21 protein-coding genes are annotated in these 20,949 nt (G+C 67.5%); 13 read left to right on the top strand and 8 right to left on the bottom strand.

All coding sequences use genetic code 11. From position 1 onward, the window contains the following. Positions 1-17: 17 nt before the first annotated feature. Together B4920_RS09300 and B4920_RS09295 are read left to right on the top strand one after the other, a co-directional pair. Positions 18-596, top strand: coding sequence for a flavin reductase family protein (locus B4920_RS09300; RefSeq protein WP_079434357.1), 579 nt, complete (start codon positions 18-20; stop codon positions 594-596). A gap of 149 nt (positions 597-745) precedes the next feature. After that, positions 746-1,324 (top strand): phasin family protein, encoded by a 579-nt coding sequence (locus B4920_RS09295; RefSeq protein ID WP_079434356.1) that lies wholly within the window; start codon positions 746-748, stop codon positions 1,322-1,324. A gap of 67 nt (positions 1,325-1,391) precedes the next feature. On the opposite strand, the gene B4920_RS09290 is transcribed toward B4920_RS09295, so the two are convergent. Then, positions 1,392-3,812, bottom strand: a complete 2,421-nt coding sequence (locus tag B4920_RS09290) for a Lon protease family protein (protein ID WP_079434436.1) — start codon at positions 3,810-3,812, stop codon at positions 1,392-1,394. A gap of 128 nt (positions 3,813-3,940) precedes the next feature. Here B4920_RS09290 and B4920_RS09285 point away from each other — a divergent pair, with 128 nt between their 5' ends. The 5 genes from B4920_RS09285 to B4920_RS09265 all read left to right on the top strand — a co-directional run bounded on the left by B4920_RS09285 (position 3,941) and on the right by B4920_RS09265 (position 7,619). Then, positions 3,941-5,026 carry an ADP-ribosylglycohydrolase family protein gene (locus B4920_RS09285; RefSeq protein ID WP_079434355.1) on the top strand — a complete coding sequence of 362 codons (1,086 nt, stop codon included), beginning with the start codon at positions 3,941-3,943 and terminating at the stop codon, positions 5,024-5,026. 144 nt (positions 5,027-5,170) lie between these two features. Beyond that, positions 5,171-5,680: a hypothetical protein gene (locus tag B4920_RS09280; protein ID WP_079434354.1), complete on the top strand. Its 510-nt coding sequence runs from the start codon at positions 5,171-5,173 to the stop codon at positions 5,678-5,680. A gap of 69 nt (positions 5,681-5,749) precedes the next feature. Continuing rightward, positions 5,750-6,139 (top strand): hypothetical protein, encoded by a 390-nt coding sequence (locus tag B4920_RS09275; protein ID WP_079434353.1) that lies wholly within the window; start codon positions 5,750-5,752, stop codon positions 6,137-6,139. Further along, positions 6,139-7,131: a 4Fe-4S binding protein gene (locus tag B4920_RS09270; protein ID WP_079434352.1), complete on the top strand. Its 993-nt coding sequence runs from the start codon at positions 6,139-6,141 to the stop codon at positions 7,129-7,131. Before B4920_RS09275 ends, B4920_RS09270 begins: the two co-directional genes overlap by 1 nt. Then, positions 7,128-7,619: a hypothetical protein gene (locus B4920_RS09265; RefSeq protein WP_079434351.1), complete on the top strand. Its 492-nt coding sequence runs from the start codon at positions 7,128-7,130 to the stop codon at positions 7,617-7,619. The genes B4920_RS09270 and B4920_RS09265 overlap by 4 nt, the downstream gene beginning before the upstream one ends. Positions 7,620-7,633: 14 nt before the next feature. On the opposite strand, the gene B4920_RS09260 is transcribed toward B4920_RS09265, so the two are convergent. Continuing rightward, on the bottom strand, positions 7,634-8,680 hold the full coding sequence (locus tag B4920_RS09260) for a glycosyltransferase (RefSeq protein WP_161493264.1): 1,047 nt from the start codon (positions 8,678-8,680) through the stop codon (positions 7,634-7,636). Positions 8,681-8,864: 184 nt separating this feature from the next. Continuing rightward, positions 8,865-10,361, bottom strand: coding sequence for a YdiU family protein (locus tag B4920_RS09255; RefSeq protein WP_079434349.1), 1,497 nt, complete (start codon positions 10,359-10,361; stop codon positions 8,865-8,867). 124 nt (positions 10,362-10,485) lie between these two features. On the opposite strand from B4920_RS09255, the gene B4920_RS09250 reads away from it, so the two are divergent. Beyond that, a complete protein-coding gene (locus tag B4920_RS09250; protein WP_254050887.1) occupies positions 10,486-11,898 on the top strand; it encodes a sensor histidine kinase in 1,413 nt (470 codons plus the stop codon). Then, positions 11,891-12,526 (top strand): response regulator transcription factor, encoded by a 636-nt coding sequence (locus B4920_RS09245; RefSeq protein WP_216819814.1) that lies wholly within the window; start codon positions 11,891-11,893, stop codon positions 12,524-12,526. The genes B4920_RS09250 and B4920_RS09245 overlap by 8 nt, the downstream gene beginning before the upstream one ends. A 3-nt stretch (positions 12,527-12,529) precedes the next feature. On the opposite strand, the gene B4920_RS09240 is transcribed toward B4920_RS09245, so the two are convergent. After that, entirely contained in the window at positions 12,530-12,988 is a 459-nt protein-coding gene (locus B4920_RS09240; RefSeq protein WP_079434348.1) for a regulator, read from the bottom strand. A gap of 243 nt (positions 12,989-13,231) precedes the next feature. Between B4920_RS09240 and B4920_RS09235 the strand changes: the two genes are divergently transcribed. Genes B4920_RS09235 through B4920_RS09225 form a run of 3 tightly spaced genes read left to right on the top strand, consistent with a single transcriptional unit; the run spans position 13,232 to position 14,989 of the window. Further along, the gene (locus B4920_RS09235; protein ID WP_161493263.1) at positions 13,232-14,161 is read left to right on the top strand and encodes a tetratricopeptide repeat protein; all 930 of its coding nucleotides are present in this window, start codon (positions 13,232-13,234) and stop codon (positions 14,159-14,161) included. 4 nt (positions 14,162-14,165) lie between these two features. Further along, positions 14,166-14,678 (top strand): MotA/TolQ/ExbB proton channel family protein, encoded by a 513-nt coding sequence (locus B4920_RS09230; protein WP_079434346.1) that lies wholly within the window; start codon positions 14,166-14,168, stop codon positions 14,676-14,678. Beyond that, positions 14,675-14,989, top strand: coding sequence for a DUF2149 domain-containing protein (locus tag B4920_RS09225; RefSeq protein WP_079434345.1), 315 nt, complete (start codon positions 14,675-14,677; stop codon positions 14,987-14,989). The genes B4920_RS09230 and B4920_RS09225 overlap by 4 nt, the downstream gene beginning before the upstream one ends. Positions 14,990-15,041: 52 nt before the next feature. Here B4920_RS09225 and B4920_RS09220 read toward each other — a convergent pair whose 3' ends face one another. The 4 genes from B4920_RS09220 to bamE form a co-directional block, all read right to left on the bottom strand. Beyond that, on the bottom strand, positions 15,042-15,410 hold the full coding sequence (locus B4920_RS09220) for a DUF779 domain-containing protein (protein WP_079434344.1): 369 nt from the start codon (positions 15,408-15,410) through the stop codon (positions 15,042-15,044). 81 nt (positions 15,411-15,491) lie between these two features. Continuing rightward, on the bottom strand, positions 15,492-17,012 hold the full coding sequence (locus B4920_RS09215) for an aldehyde dehydrogenase family protein (RefSeq protein WP_079434343.1): 1,521 nt from the start codon (positions 17,010-17,012) through the stop codon (positions 15,492-15,494). Between the two features lie 232 nt (positions 17,013-17,244). Further along, positions 17,245-19,071, bottom strand: a complete 1,827-nt coding sequence (locus tag B4920_RS09210; RefSeq protein WP_079434342.1) for a PAS domain-containing methyl-accepting chemotaxis protein — start codon at positions 19,069-19,071, stop codon at positions 17,245-17,247. A 122-nt stretch (positions 19,072-19,193) separates the two neighbouring features. After that, positions 19,194-19,676: an outer membrane protein assembly factor BamE gene (gene bamE, locus B4920_RS09205; RefSeq protein ID WP_079434433.1), complete on the bottom strand. Its 483-nt coding sequence runs from the start codon at positions 19,674-19,676 to the stop codon at positions 19,194-19,196. Between the two features lie 139 nt (positions 19,677-19,815). Here bamE and B4920_RS09200 point away from each other — a divergent pair, with 139 nt between their 5' ends. Further along, entirely contained in the window at positions 19,816-20,922 is a 1,107-nt protein-coding gene (locus tag B4920_RS09200; RefSeq protein ID WP_254050893.1) for a branched-chain amino acid ABC transporter substrate-binding protein, read from the top strand. Positions 20,923-20,949: the final 27 nt, after the last annotated feature.

Genomic DNA, 20,949 nt, shown 5'->3' with positions numbered 1-20,949 from the left:
TTTCATCGTTCCGCATCATGAATTCCCTCTCCGCTCCGCAGCCTGTTCCCCTTGCCCAGGCCCATCGACTGCTCAATCACGGCCCCACGGTGCTGGTGTCCTCGGCCCACGGAAAGCGCCGCAACATCATGGCGGCGTCCTGGAGCATGCCGCTCGATTTCGATCCCCCCAAGGTGGCGGTGGTGCTCGACAAGGCGACGCTGACCCGTGAGTTGGTCGATGCCTCCGGCGAGTTCGTGCTGGCCGTGCCGTGTCGCGCCATTGCCGAGCAAACCCTGGCCGCCGGCAGCTTGAGCGGCCGTGACGGCGACAAGTTCGCCGCCCTTGAATTCGAAACCTTCCCGGCCAGCCGGGTGGCGGCCCCGCTGCCGGCGGGCTGCATCGCCTGGCTGGAATGCCGGGTCATCGACGAGCCCCAGGTTCAGCACACCTACGATCTGTTCCTTGGCGAGGTGCTGGCCGCCTGGGCCGATCCTGCCGAGTTTTCCGATGGGCGCTGGCACTTTTCGGCGGAAGGGCGCCGCTCCATCCATTACGTGGCCGGTGGGCAGTTCTTCAGCACCGGCGAGGCTTTCGAGGTTTCCGTCACGGGGTGACAGGGGGGTGTCCCTGGACCGGTCCAGGCGCAAAAAAGAAATTTTTGTTGCGTCGCACAAAACCGCTTGCATTCTCTCGTTGTGCAATGCAACATAGCGCCATACCGAAATTCTTTCGGTGACCGTAACCCCCATTCGAGGAGATCACCATGTCCGTTAGCCCCGAACAGTTCGTTGCCACTTCCAAGGCCAACATCGAAGCCGGTCTGAAGACTGCAACCAGCTTTGCCACCACCCTGTTCACCGCCGTCGAGCGCGTTGCCAGCCTGAACCTGGCGTCTGCCCGCGGTGCTTTCGATGACAGCCTGGCCTTCTCGAAGGCCGTCATCTCCGCCAAGGACCCGCAGGCTCTGGCCGCCCTGTACCTGGGCGCCGTCACCCCGGCCGTCGAGAAGTCCGTGGCCTACGGCCGCAGCCTGTCCGACATCGGCGGCGACACCCAGGAAGAGCTGACCAAGCTGATCGAAGCCGAAGCCGCTGTTCTGTCCAAGAACATCGACGTTGCGCTGGACGGCATTTTCAAGAACGCCCCGGCCGGCTCCGAGCCCGCCATCAAGGCCGTGAAGACCGCCCTGGCCAACGCCAGCAGCGCTTACGAAGGCGCCACCAAGGCTGCCAAGCAAGTTGCCGCTGCCGCTCAGGCCAGCGTCGAGAAGGCCACCCTGGTTGCCGTCGAGAGCGTCGACAAGGGCACCAAGGCTGCTGCCTCCGCTCTGAAGGTCGCCTGATCGCCCGCGGCTTGCGCCGCGCGTTCAAGCAGTCCTGCGAAAAGGCCCTTCGGGGCCTTTTCGTCGTTTACCCTTCGTCGACCGGGCCGTTCTTCTTGGGGTGGGTGAAGGCCTGGCGCAGGTGGGCCAGTTCCTGCAGTCCGCTGGCGATGCGCGCATTGACGGTGCCTGCCGGCCAGGTGTCGTCGGGGCCGGCCTGGCCGGCAGGCAAGCCGCTGAGCAGGGCCAGCGCCTCGTCCACGCTGTTCACCGCCCAGATGTGGAAGCGTCCGGCACGCACCGCGTCCACCACCTCGCTGGCGAGCATCAGGTGGTACACATTGGCGCGGGGAATCAGGACGCCCTGTTCGCCGGTCAGGCCGCGGGCTGCACAGAGCTCGAAGAAGCCCTCGATCTTTTCGTTGATACCGCCGACCGGCTGCACGATGCCGAACTGGTTCACCGAGCCGCTGAGGGCCAGCGACTGGTTCAGCGGCAGCCTGGCCACCGCCGACAGCAGCGCGCACAGCTCGGCCAGCGACGCGCTGTCGCCCTCCACGCCGCCGTAGGATTGCTCGAAGACCAGGCTGGCCTTCAGGGACAGCGGGCTGCCCAGGCCGAAGCGGGCGCCGACGAAGGATGACAGGATCAGCACGCCTTTGGAGTGGATCGGTCCGCCGAGCTTCACTTCACGCTCGATGTCGATCACTTCCCCGTCGCCGACCCTCACCGTGGCGGTGATGCGGGCCGGATGCGCAAACGTGCCTTCCCCCAGCTGGATCACCGCCAGACCATTGACCTGGCCGACGTGCTGGCCGGCCGTGGCGATCAGCAACTGGTTGCGCAGCATCTCGTCGCGGTAGCGCAGGCGCAGGCGCTCGTTGCGCCGCCGCTGGGCCGCGAGTGCCGCTTCCACGTGCTCGCGGCCGATGCTGCCGGCTTCGGCGCGGGCCGCGAAATGGTCGGCCTGGCGCAACAGGTCGTCGATGGGCTGGGTGTGGGTACTCAGGCGTTTGGCATCCCCGGCCAGCCGTGCCGCATGCTCGATGACCCGCGCTACCGCCGGGGCCGACAGCGGGCGCAGTTTGGCCTGGCGAGCCAGCGTGGCGATCAGGCGGGCATAGGTCGCGGTGTTTTCCGGTGTGCGGACGATCTCGCTTTCCATGTCGGCGTTGATCTTGAACAGCGCCGGAAACTCCGCGTCGTACTGGGACAGCAGGTAATACACCAGGCGTTCGCCGACCAGCACGATCTTCAGATCGAGCGGCATCGGTTCGGGCTCGAGCTGGACCGTGCTGCCCAGGCCGATCAGGTCGGACAGGGACTCGATGCGTACCGCGCCGGCCTTCAGGCAGCGCTTGAGGCCTTCCCAGGCATAGGGCTGGTTCAGCACACGCAGTGCGTCGAGCACCAGGAAGCCGCCGTTGGCTCGCTGCAGCGCCCCGGCGCGGATCAGCGTGAAATTGCTCATCAGCGTGCCCATGTGGACCATGTGCTCGATGCGCCCGACCAGGTTCTGCAGGGTCGGATGGTCCTCGTACACCACTGGGCGCCGGCCGCCGGAGGGGTTTTCCACCAGCAGGTTCACCAGATAGCGCTGCACGGTGATCATGCCGGAGTAGGTGGTGGTCTCGCTCTCTTCGTCGCTGCGGGTGGATTCGCGCAGGGATTCGCCGCCTTCGGTGATGTCGCGCAGCAGGTCGTCGAAGTAGGCGATGACGTCCGGCAGGTCGGCGTAGTCCGGTTTGAGGTCGTCCACCAGGTGGGTCACGGTGAGCTGCAGGGCCTCGCTGCCGGCCTGCTTGATACGGGTCTGCAGTTCCCGGTGCCAGCGCGGGAAGTCGCTCATCAGCCTGTGCAGGCGTTCGCGCAGGCCCTTGATGTGTTCCTCCAGCTCGTGCTGGCGGGCCTCCGGCAGTTCGGCGAATTCTTCCGGCGTCAGCGTGGCCTCGGCGTTCTTCATCGGTACGAAGGCAAAACCATGGGGGGTGCGCAGCAGGGCTACGCCCAGTTCGCCGGCGTCGCGGCCGAGGGTCTGCAGCGCAGTCTCCTCGCGGAGTTTTTCTTCTTCCTGCATGGCCTCCAGGCGGCTCCGGTAGTCGTCGCTCTGGAAGGCTGCGTTGATGGCCGGGATCAGCTCCTCGACAAAGTGCTGCATGTCGTCCCGCAAGCGGGCGCCGCGGCCGCAGGGCAGGCGCAGCAGGCGGGGCCGGTCGGCGTCGTGGAAGTTGAAGACGTAGCACCAGTCGGCGGGTGCGTCGCCGCCGTGGCTCTCGGTTTCCAGCAGCTGGCGGATGATCGCGTGGCGGCCGCTGCCGGTCTCGCCGAGCAGGAACAGGTTGTAGCCGGCGTGGTGGATGTCCAGCCCGAGATGGATGGCTTCGATGGCCCGTCCGTGGATCTGCGTGGCGTCCAGGTCGGGGAGTTCGGCGCTGGTTTCGAAGGGGAGATCGGCCGGAGCGCAGGCGGTGTAGAGGGCTTCCGGCGGCAGGGAGGGTAGCGAAGTCATGGGCGGGCCTTGTGTCATGCGCTGCCGCTAGCATAATCACTCCATTGCATGCCGACCATGGCCGAACCGCCCGCGGTTCGTTTTTCCCGGCATCCGAATGATCTGCGTCAATCCTTCCGGAGGTTCGCATGTCCGCCCTATCCCTGCAGGATCGTGCCGTCGGTGCCCTGATGGGCGCTTTCATCGGCGATGCGCTGGCCCTTGGCCCCCACTGGTACTACGACCTGGATGCGCTGCACGCCGATTACGGCGACTGGATCGATACCTACACCACGCCGCGCCCCGGTCGCTACCATGCCGGCCTGAAGGCCGGCCAGTCGTCCCAGGCCGGCATCCTGCTGGCCCTGACCGTGGACTCGCTGGTGGCGCGGGGCGGTTATGACGAGGCCGATTTCTGCCGGCGCCTGGACGAGGATTTCTTCCCGCTGATCGACGGTACGCCGATGCACGGCCCGGGGGGCTACACCAGCCAGTCGATCCGCGAGGCGTGGCGCCGGCGTGTCGAGCAGGGACTGGCGTGGGGCCACTGCGGCGGCAACGCGGACACCACCGAGGCCGCCGAGCGGACCCTGGCGATTGCCGTGCGCTATGCGCTGCGGCCTGCCGAGTTGGCGGCGGCCGTCACGCGCAACACCGTGTTGACCCAGACCGACGGTACCGTGGTGGCGATGACGGTGGCTTTCGGGGCGGTGCTTGGCATGCTCATCGAAGGACATGCGCTGGACGAGCAGCTATCGGGCCGTTTGATGGCACGTGTAAAAAACGGGGAACTGCCTTTCCATTCGGTGACCCGCGGCGCCTTGCAGGCGCCCCACCCGGATGCGGAGGAAGCCCCGCTGGCCGGACGCTTCCCGTCGCCGGATGCGCTGCTCGGGCCGTCCGACACGGCCCGGGCGGCCCGTGACCCGTCCATCCGCATCGAGCCGGCCTGGAAGGTGTCGCTGGTCTACGGCCTGCCCTGCGCGGTGTATCACCAGTTCCCGGCCGCCTATTACCTGGCGGCCCGCTTTCCCGACGATTTCGAGTCGGCCGTGCTGCACGCGGTCAATGGCGGTGGCCAGAACCAGGCCCGGGCCATCCTCACCGGTGCGCTGGCCGGTGCCCAGAGCGGGTTGGCGGGCATTCCCCGGCGTTTCATCGACGGACTGGAAAACGGCACGGAGCTGCTGGAGCAGGCACGCCGGCTGGCAGTCCAGGTGGTGGTGGGCGTCTAGCCGCGCGCGCTTCCGGCCCACCCTGGCTGACGGTGGCGCCTCCACCTGGGGTTTCGGCTGCCCGCCGCATTCCAATGTCGTTACAATGCGGCGCGGACGGAACAAGAAGGCCCGGGTTACGCGGGCCATGTGGAGGAGTTAGGGATGAGCGTCATTTTTGCCAAGACCCTGAAAGGGTATGAGGAGATCGACCGCCGGGCTGCCGGCTTCAGCCCGCGGGTGCGCCGCGTGCTGATCTTCGTGGACGGCAAGCGCACGGTCGAGGACCTGCGTGGCCTGCTGCAGTCGGATGATCTCGAACACACCCTCGGCATGCTCGAGGAAGAGGGCTACATCGGCATGGTGGAGGCCATCGGCTCTGACGGGGTGCGTCGCGCGTCGCCGCCTCAGCAACCCGCGCTGACGGCCTTCCGCCTGCACCCGCCGGGGGATGACCCGCAGCGCCTGCGCAAGGCCCGCAATTTCATGGTCAACACCCTCAATACCTTCATCGGCGCGGTGGGGACCAGTTCCCTCCAGAACCGTATCGAGGCGGCCACCAGTCCGGCCGCACTGCGCGAGCTGTTCGACGAGTGGTATCACGCCATCGTCAGTTCCCGCGACGGCCGGCGGGAGGCCGAACAGTTGCGTCGGCTGCTGCTCGAGGTGATCTGAGGCGGTAGCACCGCGTACTTGCGCCGCATCAAGTACGCGGCGCCAACGGATGGCTAAGCTGGGGGCGTCATGGCCACTTCAGAGCTCGATTTCGACGTTCCCGGCCGCGAGATCGCCGTCGCGGCGGAAGCCCTGTACCTGGCCAATCTGATGATCGTGCCGGGCATCGCCTTCATTGCGCTGCTGGTGCTGTGGTTGCGCGAGCACCGGCGGGCGCCGGATCTGGCCCGGGGGCACCTGCGCCAGACCGTCGCCGTCAGCCTGTGGGCCGGCGTGCTGCTGGTGGTCGCCAACGCGGCGATCATCTTCACCGGCGGCTACGCTTCGCCATATACGTGGGTGATCGTGATCCTCTACTTCACGACCTGCCATTCCACGCTGATCTTCTGCGGTGCCATCGGCCTCGCCAAGGCGCTGGCCGGCAAGCCCTTCCGTTATCCCTTGATCGGACCCCGTTGATGGCAACACCCCGTGTGATCCCGATCCGCCCGGTCACCACGGCGCGGCCCGACGGCGGCCGCCAGCGCCTGCGGCGCTGGGCCCAGGGCGGTTTCTTCGTGCTGTTCGTGCTGGCGCCGGTGTTCGATCTGTTGCGCTACGACCTGGTGGCGGGCCACGCCTGGCTGCTCGGCTTCGAGTGGCACGCCGGCCTGGAGGACTTCTCGGCCGGCCACATCGACGCGCTGGGGGCGGTGCTGCGGGTCATCGGGCGGGTGCTGCTGCCGATCCTCGCGGTCGGCGCCGTGCTGATCGGCGTCGCCTGGCGCTGGGGGCGGCTGTATTGCGGCTGGCTGTGCCCGCATTTCTCGGTGGTGGAAACCATCAACGGCTTCATGCGCCGGGCCATCGGCCGCCCCAGCGTGTGGGAGGCTCGTGAGCTGCCGCCGTGGGAGCCGGACGGCACGCCGGTCCGCTACGACCGCCTGTGGTGGCTCGTCACCGTGCCGCTGGCGGTGGGCTTCGCCTTCGTGTGGGCGGTGGTGCTGCTCACCTATCTGCTGCCGCCTTTCCAGGTATACGGGCACCTGCAGGCGCTGGCGCCGACCCGCAACGAATTCATCTTCATCACCGCGGGTACGCTGGTGCTGTCGGCGGAGTTCCTCTTCGCGCGCCATCTGTTCTGCCGCTATGCCTGCGCAGTGGGCCTGTTCCAGAGCCTGGCCTGGATGGGCAACAAGTCGGCGATGGTGGTCGGCTTCGCGCGTGAGCGGGCCGCCGACTGCGCGAGCTGCTACAGCGCCTGCGATCATGTCTGCCCGATGCGCCTCAAGCCGCGCAACATCAAGCGCGCGATGTTCACCTGCACCCAGTGCGCCCAGTGTGTCAGCGCCTGCGAGACGACCCAGCGCGACAATCCCCGCGGCCCCTTGCTGCAATGGGTCAGCGGCGAGGCGGCACGGCATAACGAGGCGGCCTTCAGCGCGCCGAAACCGGAAAGGAAGAGTCAGTGAGTGGTTTCAATGATTTCGCCATCGCCCGTGCGCTGCACGTGCTGGCGGTACTGCTGTGGATCGGCGGCGTGGCCTTTGTGACGCTGGTGTTGCTGCCGGCCTGCCGGGCACTGGCCGAACCGCAGGCCCAGCTTGATCTGTTCGAGCGGCTGGAACACCGTTTCGCCGGGATCGCCCGCTGGAGCGTGCTGCTGGCCGGTGCCTCGGGGGCCTGGCTGGTGTGGCGGCTGGGCGTCGGTTCGCGCTTCGCCGATCCGGCCAGCTGGTGGTGGATGCACGGCATGGTGATCGTGTGGACCCTGTTCGCGACGATGCTCTTCATCCTCGAACCCTTCGTGCTGCACAAGGCCTTCCAGGCCAGCGCGCGGCGCGATCCGCTCGGCACGATGGCGCGCATCCAGCGCGTGCACGTGGTGCTGCTGAGCCTGAGCCTGATTGTGGTGGCTGGCGCCGTGGCGGGTAGCCACGGCGGCTGGGCTTTCGGCTGAGGGCGCCGCCGGGCTCAGGCGGTGAGGCTTCTTTCGGTGAGGTTCTGCAGCACGGCGATCAGGCCGCGGGCCTGGGCTTCCATCGAGAAGCGTTCGATCACGCTGCTCCGTGCCGCCTGGCCGACTTGCCGGCGGTGCTCCGGATCGCGCAGGGCGTCGAGGGCGTCGAGCCACTCGGCGCGGCTGCGGGCGATATAACCATTCACGCCCTGTTCGATAATCGGCAGATAGGACGGCACCGGGCTGGCCACGACCGGCAGGCCGAGGGCCATGTTCAGCGTCAGGCGGTTCTCGGACTTGACCTCCCAGTACGAGACATCCCGGCCGGGGAGCGGATCGAAGCGCATGTCCACCGGAATGATGCCGACGTCGGCCTGCATGAGATCTTGGTAGACCCGTTCGGGATGCCAGGCGCGGGTCCTGAAACCGGGGCCGAAGAGCGGCGCCAGGCGTGGTCCGCCGGGGGCTCGCAGGGCCTTCTTGAGACGTTCGTAAGCGATCCGCAGCGGGCTGAGGTCGTCCCGGTAGCGGCCGATGACCGTCAGGTCGAGGAAGCGCGGCAGCGGGGAGAGGGGGGGGATCGATTCGAGCTCGGAGGACGTCACCAGCGCGGCGCGGAGGCGGCCGTCACGGCTGGGGGGCAGTTCGGAACGCTGCAGCTCGGGCGCTTCGATGCCGTCATGGACCACGTGGATGCGCGGCTGCAATTCCGGTGCGTGCAGCTGTTTCAGGAACTCGGTGACGATCACCGTGGCATCGGTGGCGCGCACGATCTCCTCATCGACCCGGTCGCAGACGCCATAGATCGTCGGGATACCCATGCTGCGCAGGGCGGCCATTGCGGCGCGCACGCTCGGTCCGTGGACTTTCTGGAAGAACACCGCATCGACACCCTCCGCCCGTGCCCGCTCGGCGACGCCGTCCACGTTGGGCGTTTCCGCGCCGGCGGGGGGCTCGAAGAGGATGACGGGTTCGTAACCGGCGGTGCGCAGATAAGGGAACATGTTGAGCACCGCAATGCGCGTGCTCGGTTGCGGATGGGCCGAATTCGACAGCAGCACGAATCCGATCCGCTTGCCGGCGCATCTCATCGGGCGTGCGTCCACGAGCGGGAGGAGGGCTGGGCGTTGTCGAGGGGCAGGACGGCGGATTGGCGGCGCATGGATTCCGGATGCATCGGTGAGGCCGCCGATGGTTTCAGATCGGCCCGGGGGCGTCAACGCCGCGACGTCTCCGGGCCCGGGTTCAGCTTGAGCAGCTCACCGCCAGCCCTTCCGCCCAGTCCGGCGGTGGCGCGGCGAAGCGCTCGTATTCCGGCTGGGCGTCGAAGGGCCGCGACAGGCAGGTCTGCACGGCCTGCACCTCGCTGAAGTCTCCACCCTGGGCGGCGCGGATCGCCGCTTCGGCGATCCAGTTGCGCAGCACGTATTTCGGATTGACGGCGTCCATGGCGGCCTGGCGTTCGGCGTCGGAGCGTCCCTCGGCGGCGATGCGCGCCCGCCATTGGGCAATCCATGCGTCGCCGGCGTCCCGGTCGATCAGCAGGTCGCGCAGGGGTGCGTCGGCGGTGGCCCGCCCGGCTTCGTCCACCTGCGCCGGCAGGCGGCCCAGGTTGCGGAAGAACAGCGTGAAGTCCGGGTGCTGCTGCTGGAGCAGCTGGAAGGTGTCGCCGATGAAATCTTCGTCGCCCGGGCGGACTTCGGTGAAGCCCAGCTTGGCGCCGAACAGCGCGAAGAACTGCTGCTCGAAGACCGGCGCGTAGCTCTCCTCGATGGCGGCCTGCACCGCGGCAGCCTCGCCGATCAGCGGGGCCAGCGCGCGGCCGAGGGCATACAGGTTCCAGTGGCCGATCTGCGGCTGGGCCTTGTAGCTGTAGCGGCCGTGGTCGTCGGAATGATTGCAGATGTGGCCGGCGTCGAAGGCGTCCATGAAGCCGAAGGGGCCGTAGTCGAGGGTCAGGCCAAGGATGGACATGTTGTCGGTGTTCATCACCCCGTGCATGAAGCCCACCGCCTGCCAGCGGGCGATCAGCTCGGCGGTGCGCCGGCCGACGTCGCGCAGCAGGGCTTCGTAGGGATTGGCGGCGTCCCGGCATTCCGGGCGGAAGCGCTCGATCACGTAGTCGGCGAGCTGGCGCAGCTCGTCCAGCTTGCGGTTGGCGGCCCAGTGCTCGAAGGAGCCGAAGCGGATGAAGCTCGGCGCCAGCCGCGTCACCACGGCGGCGGTTTCGATGCTTTCCCGGCGCACCGGCGCGTTCGAGCCGACCACCGCCAGCGCGCGGGTGGTGGGGATGCCGAGGCCGGCCATGGCTTCCGAACAGAGGAATTCGCGGATGCTCGAACGCAGCACCGCGCGCCCGTCGGCGAAGCGCGAGTAGGGCGTCTGGCCGGCGCCCTTGAGCTGGATCTCCCAGCCGCTGGCCGGGTCGTCGAGGCCGATCGCCACCTCGCCGAGCAGATGGGCGCGGCCGTCGCCGAGCTGGCCGGCCCACACGCCGAACTGGTGGCCGGAATACACCGCGGCCAGGGGCTCACTGCCGGGCAGCAGGCGGTTGCCGGCGAAGAACTCGGCGAACTCGGGGCGCGCCAGTTCGGCCGCAGGCAAGCCGATCAGTGCGGCGGCGGCGGGGCTGGCGGCGACCAGGTAGGGATCGGGCAGCGGCTGCGGCGGCAGGCGCGTATAGAAGGCGGCGGGCAGCCGCGCGAAGGCGTTGTCGAAGGGCAGGGTTTCGAGGGTGTGCATGGTCTCTGTTCGGGCAATTTGCCCACGGGGGTTCGGGTAATCTGCGGGACCGCGGCTCGGGCCGCGTGTTTTATAAAATCCGACTGTTTCACTATGGTATGGCTGCGCAGGCCTGAGGGGAAGGATGGAGATGCATGACAGCGGGCCAGCCGGAGCGGTGGACGAGGGGCGCGAACGCAGCGTGGATCTGAAGCGCACGCTGTTGCTGCGGGTCAGCCTGTTCGCGGTGGCGATCGGGCTCGTGGCCAGCGCGGTGGTGCTGCAACGCGCCGAGGCGCGCATGCGGGCCCACATCGAACGGGCCGGTGGTGCGGTGGAGCGCCTGCTGGCCAGCGAAGCGGCACAGCCGCGCGACGTGTTCCGGCGCAGCCTGGACGGCCTGGACCTGTCATCCCTCGACGGCATCGGGCCGCTGCTGGGCATCTGCGTGGCGGTGGAGGACATCTACAAGCGGCCGGCGGTGCGCCGCTGCTTCGGCGACGGGGCGGAGGCGCCGGCTCTGCTGCGCGGCCTGCTGGCGGCCCTCACCGGGCCGGACATCGCCTTCCGTGGGGTGATCGGCCAGTATCCGGGCGTCAAGGTCGGCGAGTTCGTCGTTACGCCCAATCTGGACAGCGAGGCCAACGCGGTGTGGGACCAGATCCGCACCGTGCTTGGCATGACCGTCGGCATCCTGGTGCTGAACCTGCTGGTCTATCTGCCGGTGCGCCGTGCGCTGGGGCCGGCGCAGGAGATCCTGGCGGTGCTCGGGCGTCTGCAGGCCGGCGATCTGGCGGCGCGCATGCCGCGCCCGCGGCTGGTGGAGCTGCGCCTCATCGCCAGCGGTTTCGACCACCTGGTGGCGCGGCTGCAGCAGACCCTGGCCGGCCAGCGCCAGCTCGCCCTGCGCCTGCTGACGGTACGGGAAGAGGAGCGCCGCCACCTGGCGAGGGAACTCCACGACGAGTTCGGCCAGTGCCTGGCCTCCATCGGTGCCGAGGCCGCCTATGTCAGCGCTGCGGTGGAGCACGCGCGCCCCGACCTGCTGCCGGCCGCCCAGGCCATCGCATCGGTCACCGGCCACATGATGGAGAGCCTGCAGGGCATCCTGCACCAGCTGCGCCCGGTGGGGCTGGAGGAGTTCGGTCTGCACGCCGCGCTGGAGCAGTTGCTGGCGGGCTGGCGGCGCCGACGGCCGGACTGTGCCTTTACGCTGGACATCGACGGTACGGTGGACGACCTGCCGGACGGCCTGACCGTCAGCCTGTACCGCATCGCGCAGGAGAGCCTTACCAATGCGCTGCGCCACGGCGAGCCGGAAACGGTGGCAGTGCGCCTGCAGCGGGACGCGGCCGGCTGCCGCCTGTGGGTGGCGGATGACGGTGCGCCGCGCCACGGGGATACGACCGGCAGCGGCCTTGGCGTGCTGGGCATGCATGAGCGGGTCGAGGCGCTCGGTGGGTGTTTCGCGCTGGAGCCGGTCACGCCGCGCGGCATGCGGGTGAGCGCGATCTTCCCGCCCGATGCCTGCCACGAGGAGGGCGCGGTCCATGTCTGACATCACTCGCCTGCTGCTGGTGGACGATCACGCCATCGTGCGCGAAGGCTACCGCCGTCTGCTCGAGATGCGGCCGGACCTGCGCATCGTCGGCGAGGCCGGTACGGCCCGCGACGCGCTGGAGCAGTTCCGGGTGCTGGAGCCCGACGTGCTGGTCCTCGATCTGGGCTTGCCCGACATGGGCGGCGTGGAGTTGATCCGCCGCCTCGTGCAGCGCGATGCCCGCGTGCGCATCCTGGTATTCACGATGCACCGGGAGCCCTTGTTCGCGACCCAGGCGCTGCGTGCCGGCGCCCTCGGCTACGTGACCAAGAGCAGCCCGCCGGCGGTGCTGGTGGAGGCGGTTTACACGGTGGCAGCGCGGCGCCAAGTGATCAGCCCCGACATCGCACCGGAGCTGGCCCTGGCCCTCGTCGACCGCCCGCGGGAGCCGCTCGCCGAGCTGGCGCCGCGGGAGTTCGAGATCCTGCGCCTTCTGCTCGACGGCTGCAGCGCCGAGGAGATCGGCGAGCGCCTGTCGATCTCCTCGAAAACGGTGCAGAACTGCCACTACCAGATCAAGAGCAAGCTCGGCGTGCGCAGCGACATCGAGCTGACCCGGCTGGCGCTGCGCCTTGGGCTGATCTGAGCTTCAGGCGGCTTCCGCGGCTGGTTCGGCGGAGGTGCTGGCTTCAAACAGGGCCTGCAGGGTTTCCAGGCTCAGTTCGGCGATCGTCCCGCCAGCGTCGTCGAGGATCTCGTAGAGCAACTCGCCGGGCTGCGGGCGCATGCTGAACAGCACGATGCAGTCTTCAGTGCCGCCGCCTTCCCGGTGCGGTGTTTCGCTGGGCGGCGACACCGTGTAGCTGCCGGTCGGGCGCACTTCCCGCAGGCGGCCGTCCAGTTCGTAGAGGCGATGCTCGCCCTGCACGACGAAGGTGTGGTTGAGGGCCTTGTGGCGGTGCAGGACGATCTGCTGGCCGGCGGCGAACTTGAACAGCACGTCGGCGATGCGCTGCTGCATGTCCACCTGCAGGATCGCAAAGACGAAATGGGGAAAGTCGCCGAAGGGCTGCCAGCGGATGAGGCGTTCGTCGAAATGGTGGGGCATGGGTCTGTCTCCTGGTTGTCGAGGCCGGATGGCCGCTGCCAGTAGACCCTGGCGGGCCGCGCTGCCGTGAGGTCAGCCTGCCCGCAAAAGGCTGGGCAATCTTCCCGATGCACATGACGTCTGGCGGTCGGGCAATTTGCCCGTCGGCGTCCGGGCAGGATGCCGATGCCGTGGTCGGGCGGCAGGCCTAAAGTCGGTGTGAGGCGGGGCATGGGTTCCCGCAATGACTCGACGGGGATGCCGATGCGCAGATCGACCGGGGCCGCCATGCTGGCCCTGTTTTTCACCACCGCCGCAGTGGCGGCGGACAACCGCTTCTGCGGTGGGCCGGTGCCGCAGACCGGCAAGCCCACCGACCTCGCCCACGTGGTCGGCGATCAGACCCTCGAATACATCGTGGATCAGCCGGCCAGCCTGATGGTGTGCAGCAAGGGTTATCTGCTGGAGAAGTGCGGCGACCACGACAACGCCCGCAAGGTCTTCGACAAGTGCATCGCCGCCGGTTACATCGGCGCGATGATCTGGAAGGCCCTGATGCTGCAGGACGGGGCGGGCGGCGTGCCGCCGGATCTGCCGGCCGCCGCCGAGCTGATGCGCCGGGCGGCGCTGGCCGGCGATTCCCCGTACGCGATCCTTGGCAAGCTCCATTACGCCAGTGCCCTGCAGGAGGGGCGCGGTGTGCCGAAGGATGAGGCGGAGGCGCGCAAGTGGTTCGAGGCGGCGGCGCGCGACGGTAATCCGGATGCCATCGAGTTCCTGCGCGCCGGCTATCACGTGGGCGACCGGGACGGACAGGCGCGGGGCACGGGCACACCGCCGCCGCCAGTGCTGGCGGGCCCAACGCCGCCTTTGCCGGGGGAGCTGTTCGAGGCCGCGCAAGCAAAGATTGCCGCTCGGCCTGCCCAGGAGGTGCGTGGGGCCAGCGCACGGCGTCTGCTGGATGCGCCGCCGAGCACGCCGCCCGTCAGTCCGCCTTCGCCCGCCGACGCTTCCGTATCGGCTCCCGTCGCCGGGCAGCATCTGGCGAAGCTGGCCGAACCGGTGGCGCAACCCGTGGGTTCCGCGTCGAGTGGGCTGGCCGCACTGTTCGGCGTACTGCTCCTGTCGGGCGCCCTGCACCAGTCCCTGCGTGCGCCGACGGCGCGCCGCTCACTTTCCCTTTCCCGGGCCTGAAACGATGAATGCCAATCTCGAAATCCTGATGTACGACGCCAGTCAGCTCTTCCTGGCGCCGGTGCTGCTCGCCATTGCGGCGCTGTTCCTGTACGCCTTCCACGCCTGCGGGGCCTTCCTGTGGCAGGCCTGGCAACGGCGGCTGGGCGCGGATGCCGGCTTCGAGCTGGTCGAAATGCACCGCGCCAATCCTGCGCTCGATATCGCCGAGCTGGAGGCGCTGGCCAGCCAGCGCCTGGAAGTCTCCCGCATCGCCACGCGGGTGGCGCCGATGCTCGGCCTGGTAGCGACGATGATCCCGATGGGGCCGGCCCTCAAGGCGCTTGGCGACGGGCAGCTGGCCGACGTGTCACGCAGCCTGATGGTGGCCTTCTCGGCGGTGATCCTGGCCCTCATCGCGGCGGCGCTCACCTTCTGGGCGCACAGCGTGCGGCGGCGCTGGTATGCGACGGATCTGCTGGCCGTCGAGAAGGGTTTGCCGGCGGCCAGCCCTGCGACCATGGAGGGCGCGCGATGAAATGGCGTCTGCACGATGCCGGCGAGGACGACGATCCGCTGCTGTCGGTGGTTAATCTGGTGGACGTCTTTCTGGTGCTGATCGCCGCGCTGCTGCTGGCGGTGGCGCGCAGTCCGGTGAACGTCTTCGATGCCGGGCAGGTGACGGTGATCCGCGATGCCGGTACGCCGGACATGGAGATCGTCGTCAAGAACGGGAAGAAGATCGAGCGTTTCCGCGGCGATGGTGCCGCGGCGTCGACCGGCCAGGGGGTCAAGGCCGGCATTGCCTACCGGATGCCGGATGGTTCGCTGGTGTACGTTCCGGAATGACTGGCTGATCTGTGCGCTCCCGCTGGCGGGGGCGCTTTTTTTCGTCCCGCTTTCAGTCGGTGCTGACGGGGCGCACGCTGGGCAGCTCGTCGTCGGTGAACGGGCGGGAGTGGGTGAAGAAGGCCTTGCCGCGGCCGCAGTCGAGGGAGAAGTCGCCGCCGTTGCCCGGCTGCACGTCGAGGGTCAGCTGGCTGTTCTCGTAGTACTGGAATTCCTGGTGTCCCAGGTAGAAATCCGCGCCATTGACCGCGCCCAGCTTGAGCATGGTCTGGCCGGGGACGACCTCGCCGACCTTGTAGCAGTTGGGCACGCTGCCGTCACAGCAGCCGCCGGACAGCAGGAACATCAGCGGACCATGTTCTGCGCGCAGTTCGTCGATGTATTGATTGGCGGCGTCGGTGGCCACGATGCGTTCGGTCATGTTCGTGCTTTCCTGAGGGCGAAAAAAACGGGGCGAGAGATCCGCCCCGTAACACCTTGCCTTACTCGTGAAGCTCTGGAATCAGAAGAAGCCCAGCGCGTTCGGGCTGTAGCTGACCAGCAGGTTCTTGGTCTGCTGATAGTGGTCGAGCATCATCTTGTGGGTTTCGCGGCCGATGCCGGATTCCTTGTAGCCGCCGAAGGTGGCGTGGGCCGGGTAGGCGTGGTAGCAGTTGGTCCATACGCGACCGGCCTTGATGTTGCGGCCCATGCGGTAGGCACGGCTGCCGTCACGGCTCCACACGCCGGCGCCAAGGCCGTAGGGGGTGTCGTTGGCGATTTCGAGGGCTTCGGCTTCGTCCTTGAAGGTGGTCACGGCCAGCACCGGTCCGAAGATCTCTTCCTGGAACACGCGCATCTTGTTGTGGCCCTTGAAGAGGGTCGGCTGGATGTAGTAGCCGCCGGCCAGGTCCCCGTTCATGTGGGTGCGATCGCCGCCGACCAGGCACTCGGCGCCTTCTTGGCGACCGATTTCCATGTAGGACATGATCTTGTTCAGCTGGTCCTGGGAGGCCTGGGCGCCCATCATGCTGTCGGTATCCAGCGGGCTGAGCTGCTTGATGGCCTTGACGCGGGCCAGCACCTTTTCCATGAAGCGGTCGTAGATCGACTCCTGGATCAGCGCGCGGGACGGGCAGGTACACACTTCGCCCTGGTTGAAGGCGAACAGCACCATGCCTTCGACAGCTTTGTCGAGGAAGGCATCGTCGGCCGCCATGATGTCTTCGAAGAAGATGTTGGGGGACTTGCCGCCCAGCTCCAGGGTGGCGGGAATCAGGCTGGTGGCGGCGGCCTGGGCGATCACGCGGCCGGTGGCGGTGGAGCCGGTGAAGGCGATCTTGGCGATGCGGCGGCTGGTGGCCAGCGGCATGCCGGCTTCGCGGCCGTAGCCATTGACGATGTTCAGTACGCCCGGGGGCAGCAGGTCGGCGATCAGCTCGGCCAGGATCAGGATGGAGATCGGGGTGGACTCGGCCGGCTTCAGGACCACGCAGTTGCCGGCGCCGATGGCGGGGGCCAGCTTCCAGGCGGCCATCAGGATCGGGAAGTTCCAGGGGATGATCTGGCCGACGACGCCCAGGGGCTCATGGAAGTGGTAGGCGACGGTGTTTTCGTCGATCTCGGAGATGCCGCCTTCCTGGGCGCGCAGGCAACCGGCGAAGTAGCGGAAGTGGTCGACAGCCAGCGGGATGTCGGCGTTCAGGGTTTCGCGGATGGCCTTGCCGTTATCGACGGTTTCGGCGTAAGCCAGCTTCTCGATGTTGGCTTCCAGGCGGTCGGCGATCTTCAGCAGCAGGTTGGCGCGATCGGCGGCCGGGGTGCGGCCGAACTTGTCGGCGGCAGCGTGGGCGGCGTCCAGGGCCAGTTCCACGTCTTCGGCGCCGGAGCGGGCTGCCTGGGTGTAGGCCTTGCCGGTGATCGGGGTGATGACATCGAAGTATTCGCCCCTGACCGGAGCGACCCACTTGCCGCCGATGAAGTTGTCGTACTTGGACTTGTATTGGACCTTGGCGTCGGCAGAGCCGGGCAGTGCGTACAGCATGGGTATCTCCTCCTGGTGTCGGTTCGAAAACGCTTCGTGCAGCGCTGAACCTTATTCAGCAGGGGTCATGCCAGCACCGGATCAGTCCCGGTTATGAGGTCAAACGCCTTGTTTATCAGTGGCTTGGTGGATCTGTTTAATTTTTGTGCAGTGCGATGGGCAGGCTGGCGAAGTGTTCATATTCGATACAGGTGCTCCATGCAATGTGCACGCTGGAGCACCCGCTGTTCCATCAGGCGATCCGGAAGCGTCCCGACACTACTTCCAGCTGGCGCGACAGTTCGGCCAGTTCGCCCGCCGCACGGGTCAGCGTGGCAGCACTGGCCGCATTGGATTCGGAGGCGCCGGCGATGCGCTCGACCCGCTGGGCAATGTCCCGCGCGGCGGTCGATTGCTCCTCGAGGCCCAGGGTGATGCCGGCCACCGAGGCGAGCACCCTCTGGGTGCTGTCCTGGATGCTGCCGACGGTGGCACCGGCCTCGTCGGCGAGGGAAACGCCGCGGGCCACCCGCGTGACGCCGGCCTCCATGTCGTCGGCCGCACCGCGGGTCGCACTCTGGATGCGCTCGATCATGGAGGTGATCTCGGCGGTGGAGTTGGCGGTGCGCTCGGCCAGCTTGCGCACTTCGTCGGCCACCACCGCGAAGCCGCGCCCCGATTCACCGGCCCGGGCGGCCTCGATGGCCGCATTGAGGGCGAGCAGGTTGGTCTGGTCGGCGATGTCGCGGATGACGCCGACGATCATCGAGATGTCGCCGGACAGGCTTTCGAGGTCGCGCACCGAACTGGCCGACACGTTCACCGATTCGGCAATCGCCCGCATCTCGCCGGCCGCGGCGGCGATGACGCCGGCGCCGCTGCTGGCCTGGCTGCCGGAGCCTTCCGAGAGTTCCCGCGATTCGCGGGCGTGGTCGCCGATGTGGTCGATGGAGACCGACAGTTCCTCCACGGCGGCGGCCATCGCCGAGGCCGATTCGGATTGTTCTTCGGCGAGCCGGTGGGTGTCACCGGCGGTCTGGCTGAGCTGGCGGGCGTTGGTGAGCAGGGCGTTGACCTGGTTGCGGATCGAGGCGATCAGCTCGTGCAGGTTGTTGCGCATGACGGCCAGATGGACGATCAAGGCGCCCAGTTCGTCGTTGCCGGCGTGGGGCAATGGCTGCAGCAGGTTGCCGGCGGCGATGGCCTCGGCAACGCCCTTGCCGGCCTCGATGGACTGACGCAGGCGGCGGGTCAGCGCGGTGGCGCCCAGCACGGCGGCCACCAGACCGACGGCACCGAGGCCGACGAACAGTTGCAGGAAGGTCTGGTAGCGGGCTTCGGCGCGGGTGACTTCGGCTTGGGACGTCTCGCCTTGGCGTCGCAGGGCCACGTCCAGTTGATCCAGTGGTCCGGTATCGGCGCTGCCGCCGGCGCGTAGTTGAGCGCCCAGGGCCGATACCTGTTGTGCAATGTCGGCGTGAGCGGCCTGGCTGCCCTTCTGCGCATCGCGGGCCTGAGCCGCATGGTTGAGCCCGACGGTGCCGAAACCGGCGCCGATGGCTGCCACGAAGGCGGTGAGCAGATAGATGCGGGTGCTGATGCCGAGGGCCGGTACGACCCGCTGCGCCAGTGCGCCCAGGCCGTGGGGGGCGAGGCGTCCTTCCTGCAGCCGGATGGAGGGGTCGCGCCGCATCTGAACGTAGAGGGCTTCGGCGCCCGAGATTTCGCTGCGGGTGGCCTTGATGCGCACGGACATGTAGCCGGAGCCATCGGCGAGCGGCGTGGCGGTGGCCTTGACCCAGTAGAAGTCGCCGTTCTTGCGGCGGTTCTTGACGATGCCGCTCCACGGGCGGCCGCGGAGCAGGGTGTCCCACATGTCTCGATAAGCCTCGGAGGGCATGTCGGGGTGACGGACGATGTTGTGCGGCTGACCGATGAGCTCAGCGTAGCTGAAGCCGCTGGCGGCGAGGAACTCGCCGTTGCAGTCGGTGATCTTGCCGTCCCGGTCGGTGCGGCTGATGATCGCCGCTCCATCGGGGATGGCGTATTCGTTCTGTGTGACAGGCTGGTTGTTGCGCACGGGGGGCTCCGGGGCAGGGACAGTGCGCGTTTATAACGGATCTGGGTTGCAATGCTGAAGGGCTATCGTCACATGATGGCCGATTTTTCCAAAAAAACCATTTCCTTCATATAGCTTTATCCCTATCCACGTACCTCGGTGCTGCGGCTGGTACCGGTCACGACGCCATGCTGGTCGAAATGGATATTGAAAAAAATCGCCGCATTGAATTCCGGAGGCAGGCGCCAATCCCAGACTTCTTCCTTCTTCAGCGCGAATTTCTGGATGCTGCGCGGCTTGCCGAGCAGGCGGCGGACCTGGTCGCGGGTCCAGCCGGGTTGCACTCGCGCGAAGTTCTCCGGGGTCAGCACGTTCTCGAGGCTGCGCAGGATGTTGTCCGGGCCGATGGTGGCCATGAAGCACTCGGTGCCCTCGGGCTGGCGGGTGTATTCCCAGGTCACGCTGCCGTCCTCGTTGCGCCACTCGATGCCGGGCTGCCCCAGCTTGGCCCGCACGTCGTAGCCGGTGGACACGCCGGGCTTGAGGTCTGTCATGTTGGCGGCGTCGCAGCCGGCCAGGCCGAGAGCGGCCAGGGTTCCGAGCAAAAGGGCGATCAGTTGGCGCATCGGGGGCTCCATATCTGCCCGTTTCCGGTTAAAGCGGCCGGGCTTGGTTACAATCCTTCCCCAGTGCGACCGGGGCTTGCCGGTCGATTCTGGCACGAAGAACTTGGCGGAGGATGGACTGTTGAAACGGAACGCGATGATGTGGGTCCTGGCTGGTCTGGCGATGTCGGCCGGTACGGGGGCATGGGCCGACACGGTCGTGAAGATCGGTTTCGCCGGCCCGCTGACCGGGCCGATCGCCCATGTGGGCAAGGACGAGCAGTACGGCGCCCAGCTGGCCCTCGATGACGCCAACGCCAGGGGTGTGGTGCTCGGTGGGCAGAAGGTGCGTTTCGAGCTGCTTGCCGAGGACGATCAGGGCGATCCGCGTACCGCCACCACGGTGGCCCAGCGCCTCGCCGATGCCGGCGTGAAGGGGGTGGTCGGGCACGTTACCTCGGGAGCATCGATTCCCGCCTCGCGCATCTACGAACAGGCCGGTATCCCGGCGATCACACCGTCGTCCACCAGTCCCAAGCTGACCCAGCAAGGCTACCGCACGACTTACCGGGTTATCGCCAACGATCTCCAGCAGGGGGCGGCGATGGTCGGTTTCGCTGCCGATGTGCTGAAGGCGAAGCGCATTGCCGTCATCGACGATCGTACCGCCTACGGCCAGGGGCTGGCCGATGCGGTGGTGGACAGCCTCAAGCGCCGTGGCCTGGCGCTGGTGGGGCGGGAGTTCACGACCGACAAGGCGACCGATTTTGCGTCCATCCTGACAAAGCTGAAGGCGGCCCAACCCGATGCGATCTTCTACGGCGGTATGGACGCCCAGGGGGCGCCGCTCCTCAAGCAGATGAAGCAGCTCGGCATCAACGCCAAGTACCTCGGCGGCGACGGTGTGTGTACTGCCGAGATGATCAAGATCTCCGGTGCGGCGGTCAGTGAGGACGTGTATTGCACCAAGGCCGGCATCCCGATGGAGCGGATGCCCGGTGGCAAGCAGTTCAACGAGCGCTTCAAGGCGCGCTTCAATATTCCGGTCCAGTTGTACGCGCCCTACAGCTACGATGCCACGATCGCACTGGTCGAAGCGATGAAGCAGGCCAATTCCGCGGAGCCGGCGCGTTACCTGCCGCAATTGCAGAAGATCGCTTTCAAGGGAGTCACCGGCAATGTCGCCTTCGACGCCAGCGGCGACAGCCGCGAAGGCGGTGTGACCCTGTACCAGTTCAAGTCGGGGCGCTGGGAGCCCCGCAACTGATCGGCCCCGAAGTTGCTTGTTTTTGCA

The organism is Zoogloea sp. LCSB751, from assembly GCF_002028455.1.
GTDB lineage: Bacteria > Pseudomonadota > Gammaproteobacteria > Burkholderiales > Rhodocyclaceae > Zoogloea.
This window is presented reverse-complemented; position numbering and strand designations above follow the sequence as displayed.